Raw genomic sequence first — 20,598 nt, forward strand, 5'->3', positions numbered from 1 at the left:
TTATTCTCCCCATACATCAAGCACTTCACTAATGGGGCGAACTTTAGCAAATTGCAATATATATTCCCATTGTTTCGCTTCGCTTTGCTGCTCCAACCAGTACCACACTTGAGTTGCAGTCTCATCATCAATGTCATGTGCTGGTAAGGAAATCAGCGAAGAAATCTGAGCGTGAGCTGTCTCAACACTAGTCACATCTAAAGACAACATATGACTAAACCACTTAATCCACGGTAAGTGACGTGTGCCAGCGGGCACTTGTTGAAGACGAAGCTTGCCAGCCACCTTATTGATATCAAAATGCAGTGCTTTCAATAGGGCTAAGTTTTCTTCTTTTACACCATCATATTCCAACGCAACTGGCATTAGCAGCGGTTGTCCATGTTGTGCTTTTAAAAATAGTTCGCCCAACCAGATACTTGCAAGTTTTTCCACACCAATTAGGAAAAGTTTGTCTTCTTGTGAGTACAAACGTAATGTCGGATTGAGGTTGATGCACTCAATAGCGTTCAATTTCCCCGTGCTTTGGGACAAAATGTCGCTTTTTGGCGTCATTAATGCTGAATAATTCGTTTGGTAAGCCGCAGTAGGCCCTTTGGCGCTAGAAATAGGACGACTCGAACCTATACGCGCATTTGCCCCTTGAGATGACGTGCCTGACGACTGTGTTTTAAGAGGTCTTATGTAGTCGTGAGCCACATCTCCTGCCAATACACCTTGTGTTGGTCTACTTGTCTGATGTAAATCGTCAGTTAACGGTAAATCATCGGTGAGCGCGTGAAGCGCCTCACTGACCGTTTTGCAAATAAAGTCATGAACAAGCCTGCCCTGCTGGAATCGCACTTCATGCTTTGCGGGATGTACATTCACGTCCACATCTCTTGGACTCAACGACAAATACACAACAAAACTAGGCTGTTCTATAACCCCCCAAACACTTTCATAGGCTTGACGGATGGCGTGCATAATCAGCTTATCGCGCATACCTCGACCGTTAACGAAGCTAAATTGGCAATCGTTACTACTGCGCAGCATAGTTTCATTACCCAGCCAAGCATCAATACTAATACCTTCATATTGCGTGTTAATATGCACGGCATTCTGTATAAACTTTTGTCCAACAACCGCGCCAATTCGCGTGGCTAGGCTTCCCGCTTTGTCAGCGATGTAGCGCTTAATCACCTTATCGTTGTGCTTTAGAATAAATGAAACACTCGGATAACTCAGTGCAATACGCTTAATAACCTCTTCAATGTGCTGAAACTCGGTTTTTTCAGTGCGTAAGAACTTTCTTCTTGCTGGCGTGTTATAGAAGAGATCGGCAACATCAATTGTTGTGCCTACGGGATGCGCCGCTGGTTGCACATTTACTGCCATATCGCGGCCTTCACAATACGCTTGCCAAGCTTCAGTTTGCGCTTGCGTGCGCGACGTTAAAGTAAGACGGCTAACCGAACTAATACTGGCTAACGCTTCGCCGCGAAAACCCAGTGACAATATTTGCTCTAAGTCATCAAGAGTAGTGATCTTGCTTGTTGCATGGCGACTTAGCGCCAATTGCAACTCGTCTTTGACTATACCAGAGCCGTTATCTTTGATGCGTATTCGTTTGTGCCCACCTTTTTCAATGTCCACTTCAATTTTGGTTGCACCAGCATCTAAGCTGTTTTCTAAGAGTTCTTTCACAACAGATGCAGGACGCTCTACCACCTCTCCGGCGGCAATTTGGTTGGCAAGTTGCGGAGATAAAAGCTGTATAGGCAATGGCTTACCCTAAAAAATGATTTAATTGATACAACGCAATCGCGCCGTCTTGCACGCAATGCACTGAAACGAACACGAACTTTGGTAAAACGAAGATGACTTTGACCGAAATAAAAACGCGTTAGGTTCTAGGAATAGTCAATACCTGACCAACCCTCACCACATCGCTATTTAGGTCGTTCGCCGCTTTGATACTGCTCACTTTAACGTTATAGCGCTGTGCCAGCAGTGAAAGTGACTCACCACTACGTACTTTATGCGTTCTGTTATTCGCTTTCTCTTGCGCCCACAGTGTACCATCTGGAGGCGTCTGCTTAAAATATTGCTTCGTTGCAGTAAACACCGCTTTGGCCAAGCGCTCTCTATACTTTGACCAGTTGAGGTTTTTCTCTTCCTGAGGATTAGAAATAAAGCCTAACTCAACCAAGATAGATGGAATATCCGGCGCAGTCAGCACGGCAAAACTGGCTGCCTGAGGTTTTCTTTTATGAAGACTTGTCACCTTCTTTAGCTCATCAACCACCTTGTTTCCTAAATCATGACTGCTCGCCATGCTGTGATCCATGGACAGTCCTAGAATGGTCTCTGTGAGATAGCGCTCGCTTGATTTATCATTGATAACTTCAGCAGCGCCACCTAATAATTCAGCATGTCGTTCTGATTTTTCTAGCCAGCGACCAAGCTCTGTGTCAGCTCTTCTCATAGATAACACCCAAACGGAGCCACCTCGCGGCTCTGGCTGACTAAAGGCGTCTGCGTGAATTGAAATTAGCAAGTCGGCTTTTTTCTCTCGCGCAATTTCAGGTCGTCTATTGGGTGAAATATACGAATCGTTGCTACGCGTCATAATCGCTTTCATGCCAGGCTCTGCGTTAATCATTGCCTGCAGCTTTTTGGCCACACTTAACGTAATGTGTTTTTCAAACGTACCTGCCGGTCCTATTGAACCTGGATCTCTACCGCCGTGCCCCGCATCAATCGCAACGATGATATCGCTATCTCGTGGACTCGTTTTATCATCAATCACTACTGATGGAGCTGATGCTGTTAATACAGCAGTACGATTAGGCTCACTGTCGGCCAAATCAAGTACAAGACGGTGACCAAAAGCGCCTGCCGGTGTAATAGCGAAAAGAGAAGGCGTCGCTTGGCGATTAAGCTCAATAACCACACGTGCCGCACTTTTATTTTTTGGCGTGGAATAACGAAGACGTTTTATGAGGTCGCCGCCGTTATCAACATTTGACAGTGAAAAGTTATTATTGGTGTTAGGTAAATCGATGACTAATCGCTGAGGATTTTTAAGCGTGAAATACGTGAATTCCGGCGCGTACTTCATATCAAACACAACGCGCGTGGTGTCGGATGATGGTGATACCCTTACACTATCAATGGTATTCTGGGCCGCATGTGCCATATGCACAACAACCCACAAAAGCATTACCGAAAATATACTACGCACCATATTATGCCTTCATGCTCTTTTGCTTTTCGCTTTTCTTATTATGTGATTCTCAACACTTACCCGCTACACACGCTTGCATTGCTGTAACAATTTTGCGCCATGTGCACTTTTAGCTTCGATAGTGAACTGCCTACCAGACGGTGTAATATTTATACTAATCACTAAGTCAGGGGATGCCAAGTATTCCCCACCTTTTTCTGACCACTCTACTAACGCTATCGCGCCACTTGTGAAGTAGTCACGGATCCCCATGAACTCAAGTTCTTCAGGGTCGGCCAATCGGTATAGATCAAAATGATAAATATTGACGCTTTCTAGCTCATAAGGTTCAACCAGTGTATAGGTTGGACTTTTAACGCTACCTGAATGGCCGAGTGATTGAATAAAATAACGACTGAAAGTGGTTTTGCCCGCCCCTAAATCGCCATTCAAAAAAATAACAGCATCGGTTGGAAGTTGACTGGAAACAGCTTGCGCAAGGTCTTTGGCAAGCTGCGCGGTATCATCTACTTCGTTAGCGAAAAAAGAGGTTTGCGGGTATGACATCGACAATATTCCACAGTGTTAAAAATCCGAAAAACACAGTCAATGCCACCCCTTTTGAGGGAATATCACGAAAGTTAGTGATTAATCAGTGCACGTACTGCGTCAAATAAATCGCTCGCTATCATACCACGTTGCCCATAAAGTTGGGCAATATCGTCACCTGCCTTTGCATGCAGCACTACACCATATTTAGCAGCAATATCGGTTTCGACGCCTTGTGCCAGTAAAGCACCTAATATACCACTGAGTACATCGCCACTACCCGCTGTAGCCATGCCCGGATTGCCATGGCGGCATACCCATGTCTTCTTTTCGTTGTCGATTAACGTTCCAGCCCCTTTTAGTACGCAAACCGCGTGGTAGCGCTGAGAGCATTGCCTAGCGTAATTAAAGCGGTCACCTTCTACATCATCGACTGAAACGCCAAGTAGACGGGCCGCCTCGCCTGCATGTGGTGTAAGAATGCTGTCTGCTATGGTGTAAGCCGTTGACTGCTTACACAATATATTCAAAGCATCGGCATCAATAACCACAGGCTTGTTATGGGTTTGACAATGCTTAAGCGTCATTTCGAATGTAGCGTTAGCCCAGTCGTCTTGACCAAGTCCAGGGCCTATTACAACACAACTTGCCCATTCAAGCGCATCAGTTAGGTGTGAGTCTGTTACCATAAGTTCAGGACGCCCTGCACTCACTTGCACAACCGAAGACTCATGGGTATACACGCGTACCATTCCAGCTCCACTGCGAAGTGCAGCTTCTCCCGCTAAGCGAATAGCTCCCGCCGTACCTCTATTACCACCAATGCACAGAAGCCTGCCGTAAGTGCCTTTATGGCTATTGATTTCGCGAGGCCCCATGCCTTTAAAGTGATCAATGTTAAGCATCGTTGCACTGGCTTTAGCGAGGGATTGAAACGCCTTACCTATTCCCAAATCAGCATAAACAAGCTTGCCACAAGATTGTTTACCTGCTCCGGTTACAAGACCTGGCTTAATACCAACAAAAGTGACTGTGATATCAGCTTGGACACAGCGCCCTAGGCTCTGCCCTGTATTTGCATCTAGTCCTGATGGTACATCGACACTCACCACGGGGGTCGACGAGGCATTCAGGGCATCAATAATATCGGCGAACTCGTTGCGGATATAACTGTTGATACCCGTTCCCAACAGTGCATCGATAACCACATCCGCCTTTTCAAGTATGTGTGATTCAAAAGCGCTAATCTTTCCGCCTGCATCACACCAACGCTGCTGAGCTTTGCCAGCATCACCTTCTAGAATTCGTTGTGGCTCGACCGCGCACAAATGCACCTGCTTACCCGCTAATTTGGCATTCATTGCCGCTATGTAGCCGTCTCCCGCATTGTTGCCCTGACCGACCAGAACCAAATAAACATCAGAATTAGGCATCAGCTCTTGGCATTGTTTAAAAACAACATCGCCAGCGCGCTGCATTAACGTAAACATATCGCAGTTAGAATCTGCGGCAGCTTGGGCTTCGTTTTCACGAACCTGATCGGCTCTAAATAGTTTGTATGATAAACTTGACGTGAGTTGAGTATCTAGCATGAGCAAATGTCCGCAATTAATTCCATCGACCTCGTTGAATTAACAAACAATATCAAGGCTTGGGGTGTAGCGCTAGGCTTTCAGCAAGTTGGTATCAGTGATATTGATCTGCATCAGCACGAGGCCCATTTACAAGCGTGGTTAGACGCAGGCTATCACGGTGACATGACATTCATGGAAAGTCATGGAATGAAACGCGCGCGACCTGACGAACTGGTTCCTGGAACCTTGCGCGTAATCAGCGTAAGAATGAATTACCTTCCGCCTGATGCCTCTTTCGCTAAGCATTTGAATAGTCCTGACATCGGCTACATCAGCCGCTACGCGCTTGGTCGCGACTACCATAAAGTGCTACGCAAAAGGCTCAAGCAACTGGGCGAAAAAATCACCAACGCATTATCTGATACTCAGTATAGGCCTTTTGTAGACTCAGCCCCCGTTCTTGAGCACGCTATTGCTGAAAAAGCAGGCATCGGCTGGACAGGAAAGCACAGCCTGACACTTAACAAAGATGCAGGCTCTTGGTTCTTTTTAGGGGAGCTTTTCATCAACTTGCCGCTGCCCGTAGATACCCCTGTTGAAGAAAATTGTGGTACGTGCACGGCCTGCATGACAATCTGCCCAACCAACGCGATTGTTGCGCCTTATAAAGTAGACGCTAGGCGCTGCATTTCCTATTTAACGATAGAGTCAGATAGCGACATTCCCGAAGCACTCAGGCCGAGTATGGGTAATAGGATTTATGGGTGTGACGATTGCCAATTAATTTGTCCGTGGAACCGTTTTAGCGATATTACCACCGAAGAAGATTTCCACCCTCGCCAAGTTCTTCATGGAAAGTCCTTAAATACGCTATTTAGTTGGTCAGAAGAAACGTTTTTGGCTAATACAGAAGGCTCACCTATCAGACGCATAGGCTACGAAAAATGGCAACGAAATATTGCGGTAGCGCTAGGTAATGCCCCTTTTAATGAAATGAGCATACAACTTTTAATACAACGTCGGGGTATGGTAAGTGATTTAGTAGACCGGCATATTGACTGGGCGCTCGCGCAGCAACAAACAAAAGCCAGTAGCGAGACAGATGCGACCCGTCAGCAGAAACGTTTAATAAGAGCGATTGAAAAGGGGTTACCTCGCGACGCTTAAAGCCCAGTAGCTAACCTGCTGTCACAGCAGGCTGTGAATGTGCAATCACTTTATCTTCACTTGCCTGTTTAGCCGAAAACGTCAAATTCACCTTCACGCCACGTTGAGCCAACTGAGTTTTGAGTACAGGAGAAGTAAATTGCCACCAAGGTTCAGCTTGTAAGGCGTTAACGAGTTCAGATAGCTCCTTTTCACTCTTATTGTAGCTGCCAACCACTTCGCACAGACCCGATAAGCATTCGATCTTTTCCAGCACCACATCTTCGCTGTGAGGATGATTGGCGAAGAAGTGCGTTAACGAGGTTTCAATATCTGAATCTAACAATATTTCAATAGCAGACGCTTCAGCATTTGCGCTCAATTGAGGGCCTGACAAATGCAAAGGCTCATCACTCAATCCAGTAGACTTACTGTCTGCTGAGTTCGCAAGTAATTTAGGCGCTGCTTTGATGACCTTAAGATCACTGGTATCGGTGGCGCGAGAGCGTTCTAGCACCGAAGTTAGACGCTCTTTTTCTGCTTTAGACTCACTAAGCTGATGCTGGTAGCTAGAAAATTTATATCCCGCTACCCCAATAAAGGCCACCAACAATAGTAAAAACCACCGCTTCATCCAGTTTCCTTGTTGCCTTAGTACTTATTTGTGGTACTGCTGGCTTAATTTGTGAACTGCATTGACAAATACACCGGCGTTTTCTGGCGGAACGTCAAGGTGGATACCGTGTCCTAAGTTGAAGACATGCCCAGTACCTTCTCCATAACCCGCTAAGATAGAGCCTACTTCTTCTTCAATTCGAGCTGCAGGTGCGTAAAGCATTGACGGGTCCATATTGCCCTGCAAAGCCACTTTATCGCCAATACGTGCGCGGGCTTCTTTAATATCGATTGTCCAGTCAAGGCCAACCGCGTCACAACCTGTTGCAGCAATAGATTCAAGCCACATTCCACCGTTTTTGGTAAACAAGGTTACTGGCACTTTACGCCCTTCGCTTTCGCGTGTAAGACCATTTACAATGCGTTCCATGTATTGCAAAGAAAATTCTTTGTAGTCACGCGGTGATAGCACACCACCCCACGTGTCAAATACCATTACAGACTGCGCGCCAGCTGCAATTTGCGCGTTAAGGTATTCAGTAACTGAGTCAGCAAGTTTTGCAAGAAGCGCATGAAGGGTTGCTGGCTCCGCAAAAGCCATTTTCTTGATTTTGGTAAACGCTTTGCTTGAACCGCCTTCAACCATATAGGTCGCCAACGTCCACGGACTACCAGAAAAACCGATTAGCGGTACTTCACCTTTTAATTCTCGACGAATAGTACGAACAGCATTCATCACATATTGCAATTCACCCTCTGGATCGGGCAAACCAATTTTATCTACGTCTGCTTTACACGTAATCGGGTTTTTAAAACGAGGACCTTCGCCAGTTTCAAAATATAACCCTAGCCCCATAGCATCAGGGATTGTAAGAATATCTGAAAACAAAATGGCGGCATCAAGGGGATAACGACGCAGTGGTTGCAGTGTCACTTCGCAAGCTAATTCAGCATTTTTGCATAAAGACATAAAGTCACCTGCAACTGCGCGTGTCGCTTTATACTCTGGCAAGTAACGTCCAGCCTGTCGCATCATCCATACGGGTGTCATGTCAACCGGCTGTTTAAGTAACGCACGTAAATAACGATCGTTCTTCAACGCGGGTTTATCAACACTGGGAATATTTTGCGACATATAGCTCACCTAAATAACTGTAGATAGAATAGACAAAAGGCAATAGCAGCCTGAACGCGGGAGTATACCAGTATTATTCACGGCGTGTGCTAAAACCTAATGGAAAAAATTTGACTTGCGACATACTGTCGACAAATAAAGACGAATAATACTTGAATTTGTAACTTGCACTTAAAGTGAGTGTTTGCTATTACTATACACGTTAACTAAAAAGAAGCCCTACACGGGACCGTGCTAATCTTATTGAAACCCTGCTTCGGCAGGGTTTTTTATTTGTTGCCAATTAGCGACACCGTTTCTGCAATGAGTTGGCCTGCAATCGACACTTTAGGTGGAATATTTGGCAACCTATCAATATCAAACCACTGTGCGTCGTCTATTTCATTTTCCTGACAGCGAATCTCTCCCCCTGCGTATTCAGCAATAAAGCCAACCATGAGTGAATGGGGAAATGGCCAAGGCTGACTGTTAAAGTAACGCAAGTTTTTTACCTTTACGCCAACTTCTTCAAAAATCTCTCGATGGACTGCTTCTTCAAGGCTCTCGCCACTTTCGACAAATCCCGCTAGTGTTGAATACATATTGGCTTCTTTATGGCGTACGCCTTTTGCCAATAAGATTTGTTCGTTATTGTGGATAGATACAATCACACAAGGCGACACGCGTGGGTAGCTGCGATGCTGACAACGGTGACAGTGCATTGCCATTTCCCAATCAACACGTTCTGCTTTCGCGCCACATTGACCACAAAATTGATGAGTACGTAGGAAATGCGTGTACTGCCAAGCCCTTCCAATGACTGAAAAAGCAATATCCTGTGCACTAACCAGCAACTGTCTTAGGGAAACACGCTCCCACTCTGCAGCCTCTAAATGCTCAGCCCCCATATCGACTACAAAAACAGGTAACTCCTGATGCGCACTCTCGTTCAACGGGGGAAGCTGATGAATATCATCAATGTAAGACGACAAAAACGGTAGTTCCGTCAAGTGGGCTACAGGGAGCATTTGTGACTTTGCATCAACCACTAACTTTCCACGGCTGAAAACCACCCACATTGCTTTTTGCGTTTTTAAACGGCTTTCGTCCTGTCGTATCATCATTGTCGTTACCTCACATCTAATTTCATCACGATAACATATAATTAGCGCCCATTTATCTTTGTATTGAGCAAAAGAATTGCCATACTCTTACATGTCTCAAAATTGAGACAGTAATTGGCGTGATAGTGAGGATATTGTGCGCAAAATTTGTGTCGCTATGGCACAGTGTTATACTGATCAAGAATATCGCTAGGCAGGTAGCAAAATAATCATGTTGCAGCAATTGGAAAGCGTTAAATCGAAATGGGGCGGAAAGAGCCACGTTATAGATAAATGGTTGCTTGAAAGGCAGGCGTTGTTAGTGTCGTATTGCAGTTTAGCGGGCATTAATCAACAAACCGAATGCCTACCTGATGCGGATAAAATTTCTGATTTTTGTAGTGCGCTTTTGGACTATTTGTCTGCTGGACACTTTGAAATATTCGAATTACTTGTCGAAAACGACGAAAAAGGGCAGCAATTAAAAGAAGATCTTTACCCTCAATTGACAAAAACTACTGACGCCGCGCTGTCGTTTAATGATAAATTTGCAGAAGCAGTTAGCGCAGAACAAGCATCGGGTTTTGATGTTGCACTTGCAACGCTTGGGGAAACACTCGAGGAGCGGTTCGCCCTTGAAGATGAACTAATTGCTCACGTACACACGCACAAAGCGTGATCCATACATGGCGCTTTATTATAACAATGAAAGTCGAGTTTACGGTTTCAATTCATGAATAAAACCACACTTATCCACAAAGCCCGCGCATATTGCGAACAGCGCGGTGCACGATTCACTCCGCTTCGAGAGAAAGTGTACGAAATTCTCGTTTCAAAGCACGGCCCGATGGGCGCTTATGAGCTTCTCGACTCACTGAAAGAAACAGAATCAAGCGCTAAACCCGCTACCGTATATCGCGCATTAGATTTTTTGCTCGACTTCGGCTTTATTCATCGATTGGAATCTACAAACGCATTCGTTGCATGTTACCACTTTGGGTGTAATCACCCAGTGCAATTTCTGATCTGTGATAGCTGCGGCGATGTGGCAGAAATTCAATCTGAAGGTCTTCAAGAGACCTTGGAAAACCAAGCTCAACAGCATGGTTTTCGAGTATCAAAACAAACAATAGAAGCACACGGCCTATGCGCTGATTGCCAAAAAACGGAAGACTCATCTCTTAAGGAGAATGTACATGAATGCTGATTTTGTGAACCCGTTCATTTCTGGTTTACTGAATGTAATGGAAACCATGGCGCAAACTAAACTGACGCCTGGTAAACCCAAGCGTAAGCAAAGTGACGTTGCCAAAGGTGACGTATCAGGTCTTATCGGTATGGTTGGTCCCAACGTTCGAGGCTCAATGTCTATTACATTTGATGAAGCGCTAGCCTTAACTATCATGGAACGCATGGTAGGGGAGCGCCCAGAAAAGTTAGACGCTGAAGTAGGCGATATGGTTGGTGAGGTTACCAACATGATTTGCGGCAACGCAAAGCGCGATCTCGCAGAGCGAGGCTATGAATTCGGTATGGCTACGCCAATCGTAGTATCAGGCAAGCAGCACACCATAAGTCATCAGGTTGACGGAGCAAAAATCATTTTGCCATTTATGTGCGATGAAGGCTTAGCGCATTTGGAAATCTGCTTTGACAAATAATTTCTGGCAGTCTGAAAAAATTACACTGCCCAGTTACCCCCGAGGATTTCACCTAATAACTGACGATGTTATTGCCGCACTTCCATATATTAGAGACGTGGAAGTGGGCTTGCTCCACTTATGGCTTCAACACACAAGTGCGAGCTTAACCATTAATGAAAATGCAGATCCTACTGTTCGCCAAGATATGGAAGCCTTTTTTAATTACAGCGTCAAAGAGGAGCTTTCCCTTTATACCCATACATATGAAGGAAAAGATGATATGCCAGCGCATATAAAATCAAGTATACTAGGGTGCCAAATTACCATACCCGTTCAGCAAGGCAGACTTGCGCTGGGCACATGGCAGGGTATCATGCTCGGTGAACACCGAGATCATGGTGGTAGACGAACAATTGTAGCCACATTACAAGGGATTGCATCATAGCCCATATTATAAATGGCACAATTTGTGCTGGTTAATTTAACCAAGCACAAACTATAAAATTATCAAAATCGATAATCACTCAACGTTAAACAGGATGTGACTATGAAACAACAATTCAAAATGGCAGCGCTATCGTTAGCGGTAATGGCCTCAACTAATGCCTTTGCACAGGACTCATCAGAACCAGCATATCAAAGCTGGGGCGGTATTTCAGGTATGTATTATAATACTGACGAATCACGTCCACTTGAGTTAACGCAAGGCGGTACTATTGATAACGGTCAAGGTATTACTTTCGAATACGGCTTCCGCTTTACGCAAAGCTGGGCTGCGCGTGTTGAATTTACTGCACTAGACTTAGACTACTCTGCCGCAGGCGACGAAAGTGGTGAAATGACTGGCGTTGACGCTATGTACTTCCTACCAGACGACATGTGGTACCTATTTGGTGGTGTTAAGCGCCAGGCTGTTCTTGAATCTACTACTCTGGGTAATTTAGGTATTGGTAAACACTGGAACATCCACGAAAATGTAAAACTAATTACAGAAGTAGCGGCGTATCATGATTTCGGTGAAGACTACAACGATTACAGCGTAAAAGTTGGTCTAGCGATCCCTTTCGGTCAGCGTACTCCATCTGCGCCTAAAGACAGCGACAACGATGGCGTAATGGATAATAAAGACCAGTGCCCAATGACACCAGCAGGTGTTCGTGTTGACGCTACAGGTTGCTCGGTAGATAACGACAATGACGGCGTACTAAACAACGTTGATCAGTGTCCTAACACCCCAGCAGGCACACAAGTTGACGCAACAGGTTGTGCACTTAAAGATGCAGACAACGACGGCGTTGTAGACAGCAAAGACATGTGCCCTGACACACCAGCTGGCGTTAAAGTTGATGCGAAAGGTTGTACTTTGTTTGACGAAGAAACCGTAGAAATTACACTACGCGTTCTTTTCGATAACGAAAGTGCTGTTGTTAAAATGCCTAAAGATCCAGAAATTTCTGAATTTGCACAATTCATGAAAGAATATCCGTCTACTACTGCGGTAATCGAAGGTCACACTTCTGCACCCGGTGCTGAAGCATACAACATGGACCTTTCAGAGCGTCGCGCAGCTAGCTTCAAAGAAGTAATGGTAGACATGTACGGTATCGATTCATCTCGCCTTGAAACGGTAGGTTACGGTGAGTCACAACTACTAGACACAGCGAACAACGCAGAAGCGCACCGTGTTAACCGTCGTATCTCAGTGACGGTTAAAGGTACAGTTAAAGTTGCTGAAGAAAAATAAGTCAGTAACGAGATAATAAAAAAGGCGCCGCTCTTTCGAGACGGCGCCTTTTTTGTTTCTGATGTTAATACTCATCGGCAATTGCAGGTCCAGCGTAATTATCGAAACGTGAGAACTGCCCTTGGAACGTTAAGCGACATGTGCCGATTGGGCCGTTACGCTGCTTACCAATAATAATTTCAGCTATACCTTTATACTCACTGTTTTCGTGATACACCTCATCACGATAAATAAACATAATAAGGTCGGCATCCTGCTCGATTGATCCTGATTCACGGAGGTCAGAGTTAACTGGGCGTTTATCTGCTCTTTGCTCTAGCGTACGGTTTAGCTGTGACAATGCGACCACAGGAACCTCTAGCTCCTTTGCTAGCGCCTTAAGTGAGCGTGATATTTCCGCGATTTCCAAAGTACGGTTATCGCTAAGTGAAGGCACACGCATTAGCTGAAGGTAATCCACCATAATAAGGCTGATACCACCGCGTTCACGAGCCAACTTTCTCGCTCTAGAGCGCACATCCATTGGTGTTAGACCCGACGAATCATCCACAAATAAACAATCTTTATCTTTAAGCATTGCCATAGTGTTAGAAATTCGCGCCCAGTCTTCATCATCAAGCTGAGCAGTACGAATTTTTGTTTGGTCAACGCGACTTAGTGACGCAAGCATACGCATCATGATTTGCTCTGAAGGCATCTCAAGGCTGAACACTAACACTGGTTTATCTTCTGCCATCATGGCATTTTCGACCAAGTTCATTGCGAATGTGGTTTTACCCATTGATGGACGTGCTGCCACAATGATCAAATCTGAAGGCTGAAGACCACTGGTCATCTTGTCCAAATCGGTAAACCCAGTGGTAACACCGGTTACCTCTTTATTGGTTTTGACCAACTCTTCAAGGCGGTCAATAGTTTTACTTAAAATGGATTCTACGCCGCGAGGACCTTCGTTTTCGCCGGTTCTACGTTCGGCAATCTCGAACACTTTGCTTTCGGCAAGGTCTAGAATATCTGCACTATCTCTACCTTCAGGGTTATAGCCCACTTCGGCAATTTCATGAGCCACCCCAATAAGTTCACGAGTGATCGCGCGCTCACTAATAATTTGTGCATAAGAGACTACGTTAGCTGAACTCGGCGTATTCTTTGCGAGCTCGCCTAGGTAAGCAAAACCACCTGCATCATCGAGTTCATCGTGCTTTTCTAACTCTTCTGAGACCGTAATAAGGTCAATAGGATTACTGGCATTAAGTAAACGAGTAATCGCGCGGAAAATTATTTGGTGGGAGCGATTATAGAAGTCGGTGTCGGTAATGAGTTCTGCAACTTTGTCCCAACTATCTGGATCGATAAGCATGCTACCTAAAACAGACTGCTCAGCCTCAATACTATGAGGAGGAACCTTCAATTTCTCTACATTCTTATCGCTTTTAGGAGCAGAAGCCACAAAACAACCCTTTACCAATCTTCAAAAGTCAGTTGGTTATTATGCGCTTTTAACGCTTAACCCTCAACAAACGAACAACCAGAATTATGCTAAAAGCATAAATTCTGACTTGATATGGTTTTGTGGATAACGCTTACAGTGTTTTTTCTAATTTAAAGAAGACACCATCAATGGTGGTATATGCATACGTATTTTCTTGGAACAGCAAGGTCGCACCAAGTGGCTTATCGAGACTTGCACAATCCAGCTGCACTTGAGTAATCGTGTCATCTGAAAAACCAAGCGCCTGTGCAGAAACGTGATACTGACGTTGTAACTCCTCTACATTCAATTCTTCTGAAGCATAAGTTGGCGTATCACATTGATACTGATCGAGCTTGGCGAAACTGGCCTCATAAGTAATGGAGCGACCTAAAATACGCTGTGTTTCAAGTCCAGAGCCTGAATCTGCACCTGATTGATAAGATTCAGTCACTACCCATGTGCCTTCATAAAAAGCGGGCTCTTGTACGGCGCAACCTAGTGTCAGTACTGAAATGCTCATTGCGCCTAAAATTAGGCCATGAAAACGCCAAAACCGTTTGAAGTGTCCTGAGATACTCAATGTTTTCTCCTTAAAAACGTGCCTTACCTTCTAACATGATTCAACGACATATGTGGAAAAACATAGAGCAGTAAAAACAGAATTTGTTGCGTAATTGCGCTCAATTACCACGCCTTTACGATGAAAAGAAAAAGCTGCTTAGAAAAGCAGCTTTATGACTAATTGATTAATAAATGTGGACTAAAACACTTTTTTCAACCCACAACAACGATTGCGTTGACTATAGCTTATTCATTTTTCGTCTACTACGATGCGACCGTGAACTGTCGAGATATCTACATTTGCTGCACCGCCATTATTGATAAAACGTAACCAGCTGCTAGGTCCATACTTAGGTTCCTTGGCTTTTTCATCGCTGATTTTGTTGATGATGTCACCACCAGCATGGGCTTCAATATCGAACTGCGCAGACACATCTTTCTGGAACACTAACTCAATCGTGCCACCAACTGAATTTGCTTTAACACTACCGTTATCATTAACCGACAAACTTGCATAAGTGCGTCCATTTACCGTATTGATGTGAAGAGTATCAACCTCTTGCAAGTTTAGCTCAATACGACCGTTAACCGTTTCTACCTGTACGTCTGGGCTGTTAGATTCAACGCTCACTTTGCCATTTACTGTGGCAACAGACACCTCTTCTTTACCCGTATGCTTCGCGTCGATGTCACCATTCACCGCTTCCGCTTCAAGTCGCCCACGCACATTTGTCATTGAAATATCACCGTTGACCGATTCCACCTCAACTTTTTCGCCTACATCGTTAATTGACACATCACCGTTAACAACTTCAATATTCACCGAACGCTTGATACCCTCGGCTTTTACGTCTGCATTGACCGCTTCATAGTGCAAATCACTGTCAGCTGGAATGAAGATAGTGAGGTCATCACCGTCTTTACTCTTTTTGTACCAACTCTTGTTACTGCGCTCTACTTCAACGTGGATAACGACAACATCACCGCGCTTTTCAAATACAAACTCTTCTGTATCATCACCCAATTCGCCTGTAACTCTTACCTGAGACTTGTCCCACACGCGAATGTCTGCCTTACCATTGACGTGCTCAATATCGACTTTAGGTGACGAAGAAGTATCAAGGGTTTTGTCTACTTTCTCCCCTGCGCTCACACTAAGTGCGATTGTTAGTAACACCGTTGCGCCAAACGCCTTTGTCATCATTTTAGATAGTTCCGTCATTTTCTTACTCATCATTTTCTGACCCTTATTAAATTTGCTGCCACTTTGGCGCGTGCACTCGCTCAATTAAGGCAATTTGCTGTTGATATACGTGATGTAACATTTTGATTAGCGCCGAATTATCAGGATCTTCCTTCAACGCGGCTTTAATGGCATCTGCTGCATCATCTAATTCTTTTAATTGCTGTTGCCAGTCTTCAGTTAACGCTGGCGTACTTTGGTAACTTGCTAGCAAGCTACTGACTTGTTGTTGCTGCTGCGTACTCATTGCATCGATTAAGGCGTAATTATCACTGCGCGCGTCATCAGGCTTAAAAGCAAAAGGCGCGGAAAACCACAATACCGTAACTAGGCACACACTTGCGGCAATGGCCATCCACTGCTTGGGCGTAACGCCTTGATTATTGGTATTTGCCTCGCTATCTCTTTGCGCTTCAATACCCAGTTCAATTCCGCGAAATAAATCACGCTCGGGTTGTTTTTCTTTGTTCAGTTCAGCGATATGTCGCGCGAGTTGTTCATCAAAATTACTCATTGTCATACCCCATAAATTCTTTCAAAAGCTGCTTTGCGCGAAAAAACTGCGCTTTACTTGATCCCACCGCCATGTTCAGCATATTTGCAATATCTTCGTGGCGATAACCTTCCAATGCATGCAGTACAAACACCATTCGTGCGCGCTCTGGCAACCGTACAACAAGTGCTTCTAAATCAATGTCAGTGCTATCTGACTCAGCCGTCATCTCATGGATGCCACTCGCTTCAAGATTGAACATGCGTTGGACCCATCCTTTTTGCTTACGAATGTAAGAAATGGTTATGTTTGCCGTTACGCTATGTAGCCACGTTGAAAATTGACTTTGACCATCGAAATTTTCAAGCTTTCGCCACAGCTGAATAAACACCTCCTGAGAAGCATCTTCAGCCATTCCTTTGTCACCTGTAAGTCGATAGCATAAGGCGTAGACTCTACCAATATGTTTGTCGTACAGCTGGCGAAACGCGTGCTTGTTACCCTGCTTCGCCGACGCGATCAAACTCTCTTCGTCTTTGCTACCAAACACCACATTGGCGTGTACAACACGTTGTTGTGTGTGTTCCATGTTGTTCTCTTAATCGTTATATGGATTAGCGCCTTTTTCATCGTGGCACTTGTTAGTGTTATAAGGTTAGTCGTACCCTATAGGAGAAAGGTTTAAATGCACAAAATTTTTTTTTGGAGAAACCATGACGTCATCGTTTAAAGTGAATGGACTTTTTGCTGGGAAGCCACAACCGCTAGGGCCTAGAGGTGCACCCAGTAGTATTATAAAAAGTGCAGTAAATACATTAACCGTCAATATAGACAGCACTGATGAAGATGAGCAAGCGAACCTACGTCTTCATGGTGGACCTGAGAAGGTACTTCACCAATTCTGTCCAACTAACTATCTTACCCTTGCAAAACATTTTCCCGATGGCGAATTTTCTGTGGGTAGTATCGGTGAAAACATCAGTGTTGAAGGCATGGATGATGCGACTGTCTGCATTGGCGACATATGGCAGTTTGGCGACGTGGAATTGCAAGTGAGCGCGCCTCGCGCGCCGTGTAACAAGATATCGCTGCGCTATGGTATCGCTAATCTGGATCGCTTTGTGGGCGAGCGAGGTATAACGGGTTGGTACTATCGCGTCATTAAAACCGGCACTATTAGCGTGGGTGACACAGTCACTCTCCTGCACCGAGAGCCTGACACTGTTGATGTGCATACGTTAATGCAATGCGCGCATACAAAAGTCGATGCTGCACTGGCAGCTAGGCTTGCTGCTCTGCCTACGCTGGACGATGAATGGCGTTTAAAGTGTGAGAAAATAGCAAATAAATAGTACTGTCTAACCAGTTTTGCGGTGCCCCCGCTTCTTCTTTAATAAGTGGGGAGAACTGCTTGTTAACTGCCTGCAATAGGGGCGCAAGCTGCGATGGTGCGTTAACGTATATAGACAGCGCACAATAATGCTCTGAACACGTTAAATAATAACCCACCTCTTCTTGGCGATACTTTTCAAATATCGACTTTATCGTACCTTTGAAGACGTATTGTTCTGAGGGGTAGGCAACCGAGTATTCAACTGTTGTTGTACAACTCTGTATACACACGTTAAATGGCGCTGGCTGTGTGACAGGCGCTTGTTTCAAAAAGTAGCTGCAAGCGCCTATATAACCGAACAGGCTAAAAGCAAAAAATAAGACGACTTCCTTGCGCGTTGTGAGCATATTCAATCCCTGAATGTAAAGCTGCATTAAAGAAACTGGAGAAATATTAGTCCAATCTTACGTACTCTACAAGATTAAAATTTCACCGACTCTCCTTCATTTAACACATACCACGGCACATCAGTATTTAGCTGTTCTTTCATATGTAGCAATCGAAATAAGGCTGAATGTGATGTTTTATCTCCCATTCGCCAGCTAGCATTGCCATACCCCCAAGGGATCACAACCTTACAGTTGAGCTCTTGAGCGGCAATAATCGCATCTTCTGGCGTAGTATGTACTTTTCGATACCACCTAGGGGACTCTTCACTGAAGTACGACGCGATAGGTAAAAGACACACATCAATGGGTCCATAGCGTTCATTGATGTCTTTAAAGTGCGGTGAGTAGCCGGTGTCACCAGCAAAAAATAATGTGTTTCCGTTATTCTCTAGCACCCATCCGCCCCACAGCGTAGCGTTGTTGTCTTCGTGAATAAAGGGAACCCAAATGCGATTACTAAAATGGTGAGCTGGCACGAAGTGCGCCGTTGTGCGGTTTATTTGTTGCGAACTAAACCACGCCATTTCTTTAATGGCATAGCCGTTATCCTCGAAATGCTCGGCAAACCCCAAAGGCACAAGGTAAGTGGGCTGATTACCAAGTTCACTTATATCGGCTTTGTTAAAGTGGTCATAGTGAATATGGGAATATAACACCGCATCCGTATTCGCTAACTCTTCATCAGTTAGCAATGAAGCTGGCTTGCGATTGAATCCTTCAGACAGCCTAAATGCCCAGTTAACAGGCCAATCGAATTGTCCAAATACGGGGTCGATAAGAAATTGCTCACCACTGTCTGTGGTAATTGCAAAACTTGCATGCCCAAGCCATTTAATCGAAAAACCAGTGTTTAAATCTATCGACGGGCGATCACCTTGGTACTGACAATGCTGCATAGTATCCTCGCACACAATATCTTTTGTGGCAGGGTAACAATCGCCTTCACACGTTACGGGGTAGTCTTTGAAATCATCATAGATATTGCTGAATCTGTCTACGTAGCCTTCAACGTCAGTGTATGTGATGACAGAATTTTCACCCACAACACGCTCTACATTATTTTGCGTTGCACATCCAACTAATATACCCACTGATAATGTGAGCGCACTGGCCTTTATTGCTGTACTTGCGTTGCGATATAAACGGGTGCTGACTATTTTTTGCTTCACTAAACATACCTGATAAACACCATTAATAATCAGGCACTTTACCTAATTTGTGGGGCAACTGCCCCACTTAAGCGTAAGAAATTATTAATTTTTGGCGGTTAGCGTACTGTTTGTTTCTTCGAATCTTACTTTCTGACCTTCGCGTAGACGCTCTGCGCCACGCACTACCACATACTGCGATGGATTAACTTCACCGAACACTTCAATACGTTCGCCTAGGCCCACACCCGTGCGAACTTTGACCTGCTGAGCTTCGTTATTTTCATTGAGCTGATAAATGTAAGTCCCTGACTTTCTCAGTACCAGTGCGTCGCGAGGGATCGTAACGCCGTCATGGGTATCGCTACTGGGAATCGCGACCCTCACTGCGCTGCCTATTGGAAAATCGCCTGGCTTTATTGCTATGCGTAGCTCCATCATTCTGGAGTTAGCGTTACCCACAGGCACAATGGCTCTGATTGCTTCTTCTACCTGGTGCGTTTTACTTTGCACACTGACAGCCATACCACTTTCAATATAAGGCAAAACAGTGAGTGGTGCGCGTACCTGTACTTCTACGTTATCCGGATTCACTACACGTAACAGGGTTTGCCCAACGCCTGTATATTCACCGGGTGACTGAAGTCGTTCAACAACCAATGCGGTAAAAGGCGCTTTTACCCTACTTTGAGCAAGTTGGTATTCGGTAAACGACAAGTCGAGCTTTGCTTGTGCCAACTCTTGCTTTGCATTCTCTAAATCAGCCTCAACAGCATCAAGTTCACCCTGCGACATGTTGTTATTGGCTTTAAGGTTTTCATAACGCGCTAGACGCTTTTCAAACAACGTAACTTGAGACTGCCATTGCGCTATGTTCGATTTGTTTTGGTTTAATGTGATGTTTAGGCGCGTATCATCTAAAACGACGAGCGGTTCACCGGCGCGGATGATATCCCCTACTTCAGCCATCCACGTAATGCGACCATCAACTTCAGAAGCCAAGTTCGCATCAGTTTGACTTAGAATAGTACCTGGTACCCACGTGAGTTGAGATATAGCTTGTTCACGGGCCTCATCAACTTGCACTAGCACCGGCGGTGGTGCGCTATTTTCCTGTGCCAATGATGCCTGCGAGAAAGAAACTAACGTCAATGCTGACATACCCAAAACAACTGAACGCGTTAATGTTTTCATGAGACTA

Annotated in this window: 22 protein-coding genes; 7 read left to right on the forward strand and 15 right to left on the reverse strand. The window is 44.9% G+C overall.

Annotated features, from left to right (window positions below; genetic code table 11):
* The 4 genes from mutL to OZ660_RS18080 form a co-directional block, all read right to left on the reverse strand.
* On the reverse strand, nucleotides 1–1,764 hold the full coding sequence (gene mutL / locus OZ660_RS18065; protein ID WP_274741899.1) for a DNA mismatch repair endonuclease MutL: 1,764 nt from the start codon (nucleotides 1,762–1,764) through the stop codon (nucleotides 1–3).
* 121 nt (nucleotides 1,765–1,885) lie between these two features.
* Entirely contained in the window at nucleotides 1,886–3,229 is a 1,344-nt protein-coding gene (locus tag OZ660_RS18070) for an N-acetylmuramoyl-L-alanine amidase (RefSeq protein WP_274741900.1), read from the reverse strand.
* Nucleotides 3,230–3,292: 63 nt separating this feature from the next.
* The gene (gene tsaE, locus OZ660_RS18075; protein ID WP_202262743.1) at nucleotides 3,293–3,775 is read right to left on the reverse strand and encodes a tRNA (adenosine(37)-N6)-threonylcarbamoyltransferase complex ATPase subunit type 1 TsaE; all 483 of its coding nucleotides are present in this window, start codon (nucleotides 3,773–3,775) and stop codon (nucleotides 3,293–3,295) included.
* A 74-nt stretch (nucleotides 3,776–3,849) separates the two neighbouring features.
* Nucleotides 3,850–5,349, reverse strand: coding sequence for an NAD(P)H-hydrate dehydratase (locus OZ660_RS18080; protein ID WP_274741901.1), 1,500 nt, complete (start codon nucleotides 5,347–5,349; stop codon nucleotides 3,850–3,852).
* A gap of 6 nt (nucleotides 5,350–5,355) precedes the next feature.
* Here OZ660_RS18080 and queG point away from each other — a divergent pair, with 6 nt between their 5' ends.
* Nucleotides 5,356–6,498, forward strand: coding sequence for a tRNA epoxyqueuosine(34) reductase QueG (gene queG / locus OZ660_RS18085; protein WP_274741902.1), 1,143 nt, complete (start codon nucleotides 5,356–5,358; stop codon nucleotides 6,496–6,498).
* Between the two features lie 10 nt (nucleotides 6,499–6,508).
* Here the strand turns inward: queG and OZ660_RS18090 are convergent, their stop codons facing one another.
* The 3 genes from OZ660_RS18090 to nudC form a co-directional block, all read right to left on the reverse strand.
* Complete coding sequence (locus tag OZ660_RS18090) at nucleotides 6,509–7,111, reverse strand: hypothetical protein (RefSeq protein ID WP_274741903.1); 603 nt, start codon at nucleotides 7,109–7,111, stop codon at nucleotides 6,509–6,511.
* A gap of 24 nt (nucleotides 7,112–7,135) precedes the next feature.
* Nucleotides 7,136–8,227 carry a uroporphyrinogen decarboxylase gene (gene hemE / locus OZ660_RS18095; protein ID WP_202262747.1) on the reverse strand — a complete coding sequence of 364 codons (1,092 nt, stop codon included), beginning with the start codon at nucleotides 8,225–8,227 and terminating at the stop codon, nucleotides 7,136–7,138.
* 269 nt (nucleotides 8,228–8,496) lie between these two features.
* Nucleotides 8,497–9,330 carry an NAD(+) diphosphatase gene (gene nudC / locus OZ660_RS18100; protein ID WP_202262748.1) on the reverse strand — a complete coding sequence of 278 codons (834 nt, stop codon included), beginning with the start codon at nucleotides 9,328–9,330 and terminating at the stop codon, nucleotides 8,497–8,499.
* Nucleotides 9,331–9,541: 211 nt separating this feature from the next.
* Between nudC and rsd the strand changes: the two genes are divergently transcribed.
* The 5 genes from rsd to OZ660_RS18125 all read left to right on the forward strand — a co-directional run bounded on the left by rsd (nucleotide 9,542) and on the right by OZ660_RS18125 (nucleotide 12,696).
* Nucleotides 9,542–9,988, forward strand: coding sequence for a sigma D regulator (gene rsd, locus OZ660_RS18105; protein ID WP_274741904.1), 447 nt, complete (start codon nucleotides 9,542–9,544; stop codon nucleotides 9,986–9,988).
* Between the two features lie 54 nt (nucleotides 9,989–10,042).
* Complete coding sequence (locus OZ660_RS18110) at nucleotides 10,043–10,516, forward strand: transcriptional repressor (RefSeq protein WP_202262750.1); 474 nt, start codon at nucleotides 10,043–10,045, stop codon at nucleotides 10,514–10,516.
* On the forward strand, nucleotides 10,506–10,970 hold the full coding sequence (locus OZ660_RS18115) for a chemotaxis protein CheX (protein ID WP_202262751.1): 465 nt from the start codon (nucleotides 10,506–10,508) through the stop codon (nucleotides 10,968–10,970). Before OZ660_RS18110 ends, OZ660_RS18115 begins: the two co-directional genes overlap by 11 nt.
* A complete protein-coding gene (locus OZ660_RS18120) occupies nucleotides 10,960–11,397 on the forward strand; it encodes a secondary thiamine-phosphate synthase enzyme YjbQ (protein WP_226431970.1) in 438 nt (145 codons plus the stop codon). Before OZ660_RS18115 ends, OZ660_RS18120 begins: the two co-directional genes overlap by 11 nt.
* A 102-nt stretch (nucleotides 11,398–11,499) precedes the next feature.
* Complete coding sequence (locus OZ660_RS18125) at nucleotides 11,500–12,696, forward strand: OmpA family protein (protein WP_274741905.1); 1,197 nt, start codon at nucleotides 11,500–11,502, stop codon at nucleotides 12,694–12,696.
* A 64-nt stretch (nucleotides 12,697–12,760) separates the two neighbouring features.
* Here OZ660_RS18125 and dnaB read toward each other — a convergent pair whose 3' ends face one another.
* The 5 genes from dnaB to OZ660_RS18150 form a co-directional block, all read right to left on the reverse strand.
* Entirely contained in the window at nucleotides 12,761–14,146 is a 1,386-nt protein-coding gene (gene dnaB, locus OZ660_RS18130) for a replicative DNA helicase (RefSeq protein ID WP_274741906.1), read from the reverse strand.
* Between the two features lie 133 nt (nucleotides 14,147–14,279).
* Nucleotides 14,280–14,750 carry a hypothetical protein gene (locus tag OZ660_RS18135; RefSeq protein WP_226431968.1) on the reverse strand — a complete coding sequence of 157 codons (471 nt, stop codon included), beginning with the start codon at nucleotides 14,748–14,750 and terminating at the stop codon, nucleotides 14,280–14,282.
* Nucleotides 14,751–14,981: 231 nt separating this feature from the next.
* Nucleotides 14,982–15,968, reverse strand: coding sequence for a DUF4097 family beta strand repeat-containing protein (locus OZ660_RS18140; RefSeq protein WP_226431967.1), 987 nt, complete (start codon nucleotides 15,966–15,968; stop codon nucleotides 14,982–14,984).
* Nucleotides 15,969–15,981: 13 nt separating this feature from the next.
* The gene (locus tag OZ660_RS18145; RefSeq protein ID WP_274741907.1) at nucleotides 15,982–16,488 is read right to left on the reverse strand and encodes a hypothetical protein; all 507 of its coding nucleotides are present in this window, start codon (nucleotides 16,486–16,488) and stop codon (nucleotides 15,982–15,984) included.
* Nucleotides 16,481–17,056 carry an RNA polymerase sigma factor gene (locus OZ660_RS18150; RefSeq protein WP_202262757.1) on the reverse strand — a complete coding sequence of 192 codons (576 nt, stop codon included), beginning with the start codon at nucleotides 17,054–17,056 and terminating at the stop codon, nucleotides 16,481–16,483. The genes OZ660_RS18145 and OZ660_RS18150 overlap by 8 nt, the downstream gene beginning before the upstream one ends.
* Nucleotides 17,057–17,180: 124 nt before the next feature.
* Here OZ660_RS18150 and OZ660_RS18155 point away from each other — a divergent pair, with 124 nt between their 5' ends.
* Nucleotides 17,181–17,819: an MOSC domain-containing protein gene (locus OZ660_RS18155; protein ID WP_226431964.1), complete on the forward strand. Its 639-nt coding sequence runs from the start codon at nucleotides 17,181–17,183 to the stop codon at nucleotides 17,817–17,819.
* Here OZ660_RS18155 and OZ660_RS18160 read toward each other — a convergent pair.
* From OZ660_RS18160 to OZ660_RS18170, 3 genes are all read right to left on the reverse strand, one after another.
* On the reverse strand, nucleotides 17,767–18,207 hold the full coding sequence (locus OZ660_RS18160; RefSeq protein WP_274741908.1) for a hypothetical protein: 441 nt from the start codon (nucleotides 18,205–18,207) through the stop codon (nucleotides 17,767–17,769). The genes OZ660_RS18155 and OZ660_RS18160 overlap by 53 nt on opposite strands.
* Before the next feature lie 74 nt (nucleotides 18,208–18,281).
* A complete protein-coding gene (locus OZ660_RS18165; protein ID WP_274743470.1) occupies nucleotides 18,282–19,367 on the reverse strand; it encodes an MBL fold metallo-hydrolase in 1,086 nt (361 codons plus the stop codon).
* A 135-nt stretch (nucleotides 19,368–19,502) separates the two neighbouring features.
* Nucleotides 19,503–20,591: an efflux RND transporter periplasmic adaptor subunit gene (locus OZ660_RS18170; protein WP_202262760.1), complete on the reverse strand. Its 1,089-nt coding sequence runs from the start codon at nucleotides 20,589–20,591 to the stop codon at nucleotides 19,503–19,505.
* Nucleotides 20,592–20,598: the final 7 nt, after the last annotated feature.

This window comes from Alteromonas sp. 009811495 (genome assembly GCF_028865455.1).
Lineage (GTDB): Bacteria > Pseudomonadota > Gammaproteobacteria > Enterobacterales > Alteromonadaceae > Alteromonas.

Coding starts and splice junctions, on each gene's coding strand:
- OZ660_RS18070 (WP_274741900.1), bottom strand. CDS start 3,229: ATGGTGCGTAGTATATTTTCGGTAATGCTTTTGTGGGTTGTTGTGCAT.
- tsaE (WP_202262743.1), bottom strand. CDS start 3,775: ATGTCATACCCGCAAACCTCTTTTTTCGCTAACGAAGTAGATGATACC.
- OZ660_RS18080 (WP_274741901.1), bottom strand. CDS start 5,349: ATGCTAGATACTCAACTCACGTCAAGTTTATCATACAAACTATTTAGA.
- queG (WP_274741902.1), top strand. CDS start 5,356: ATGTCCGCAATTAATTCCATCGACCTCGTTGAATTAACAAACAATATC.
- OZ660_RS18090 (WP_274741903.1), bottom strand. CDS start 7,111: ATGAAGCGGTGGTTTTTACTATTGTTGGTGGCCTTTATTGGGGTAGCG.
- hemE (WP_202262747.1), bottom strand. CDS start 8,227: ATGTCGCAAAATATTCCCAGTGTTGATAAACCCGCGTTGAAGAACGAT.
- nudC (WP_202262748.1), bottom strand. CDS start 9,330: ATGATGATACGACAGGACGAAAGCCGTTTAAAAACGCAAAAAGCAATG.
- rsd (WP_274741904.1), top strand. CDS start 9,542: ATGTTGCAGCAATTGGAAAGCGTTAAATCGAAATGGGGCGGAAAGAGC.
- OZ660_RS18110 (WP_202262750.1), top strand. CDS start 10,043: ATGAATAAAACCACACTTATCCACAAAGCCCGCGCATATTGCGAACAG.
- OZ660_RS18115 (WP_202262751.1), top strand. CDS start 10,506: ATGAATGCTGATTTTGTGAACCCGTTCATTTCTGGTTTACTGAATGTA.
- OZ660_RS18125 (WP_274741905.1), top strand. CDS start 11,500: ATGAAACAACAATTCAAAATGGCAGCGCTATCGTTAGCGGTAATGGCC.
- OZ660_RS18140 (WP_226431967.1), bottom strand. CDS start 15,968: ATGATGAGTAAGAAAATGACGGAACTATCTAAAATGATGACAAAGGCG.
- OZ660_RS18145 (WP_274741907.1), bottom strand. CDS start 16,488: ATGAGTAATTTTGATGAACAACTCGCGCGACATATCGCTGAACTGAAC.
- OZ660_RS18150 (WP_202262757.1), bottom strand. CDS start 17,056: ATGGAACACACACAACAACGTGTTGTACACGCCAATGTGGTGTTTGGT.
- OZ660_RS18155 (WP_226431964.1), top strand. CDS start 17,181: ATGACGTCATCGTTTAAAGTGAATGGACTTTTTGCTGGGAAGCCACAA.
- OZ660_RS18160 (WP_274741908.1), bottom strand. CDS start 18,207: ATGCTCACAACGCGCAAGGAAGTCGTCTTATTTTTTGCTTTTAGCCTG.
- OZ660_RS18170 (WP_202262760.1), bottom strand. CDS start 20,591: ATGAAAACATTAACGCGTTCAGTTGTTTTGGGTATGTCAGCATTGACG.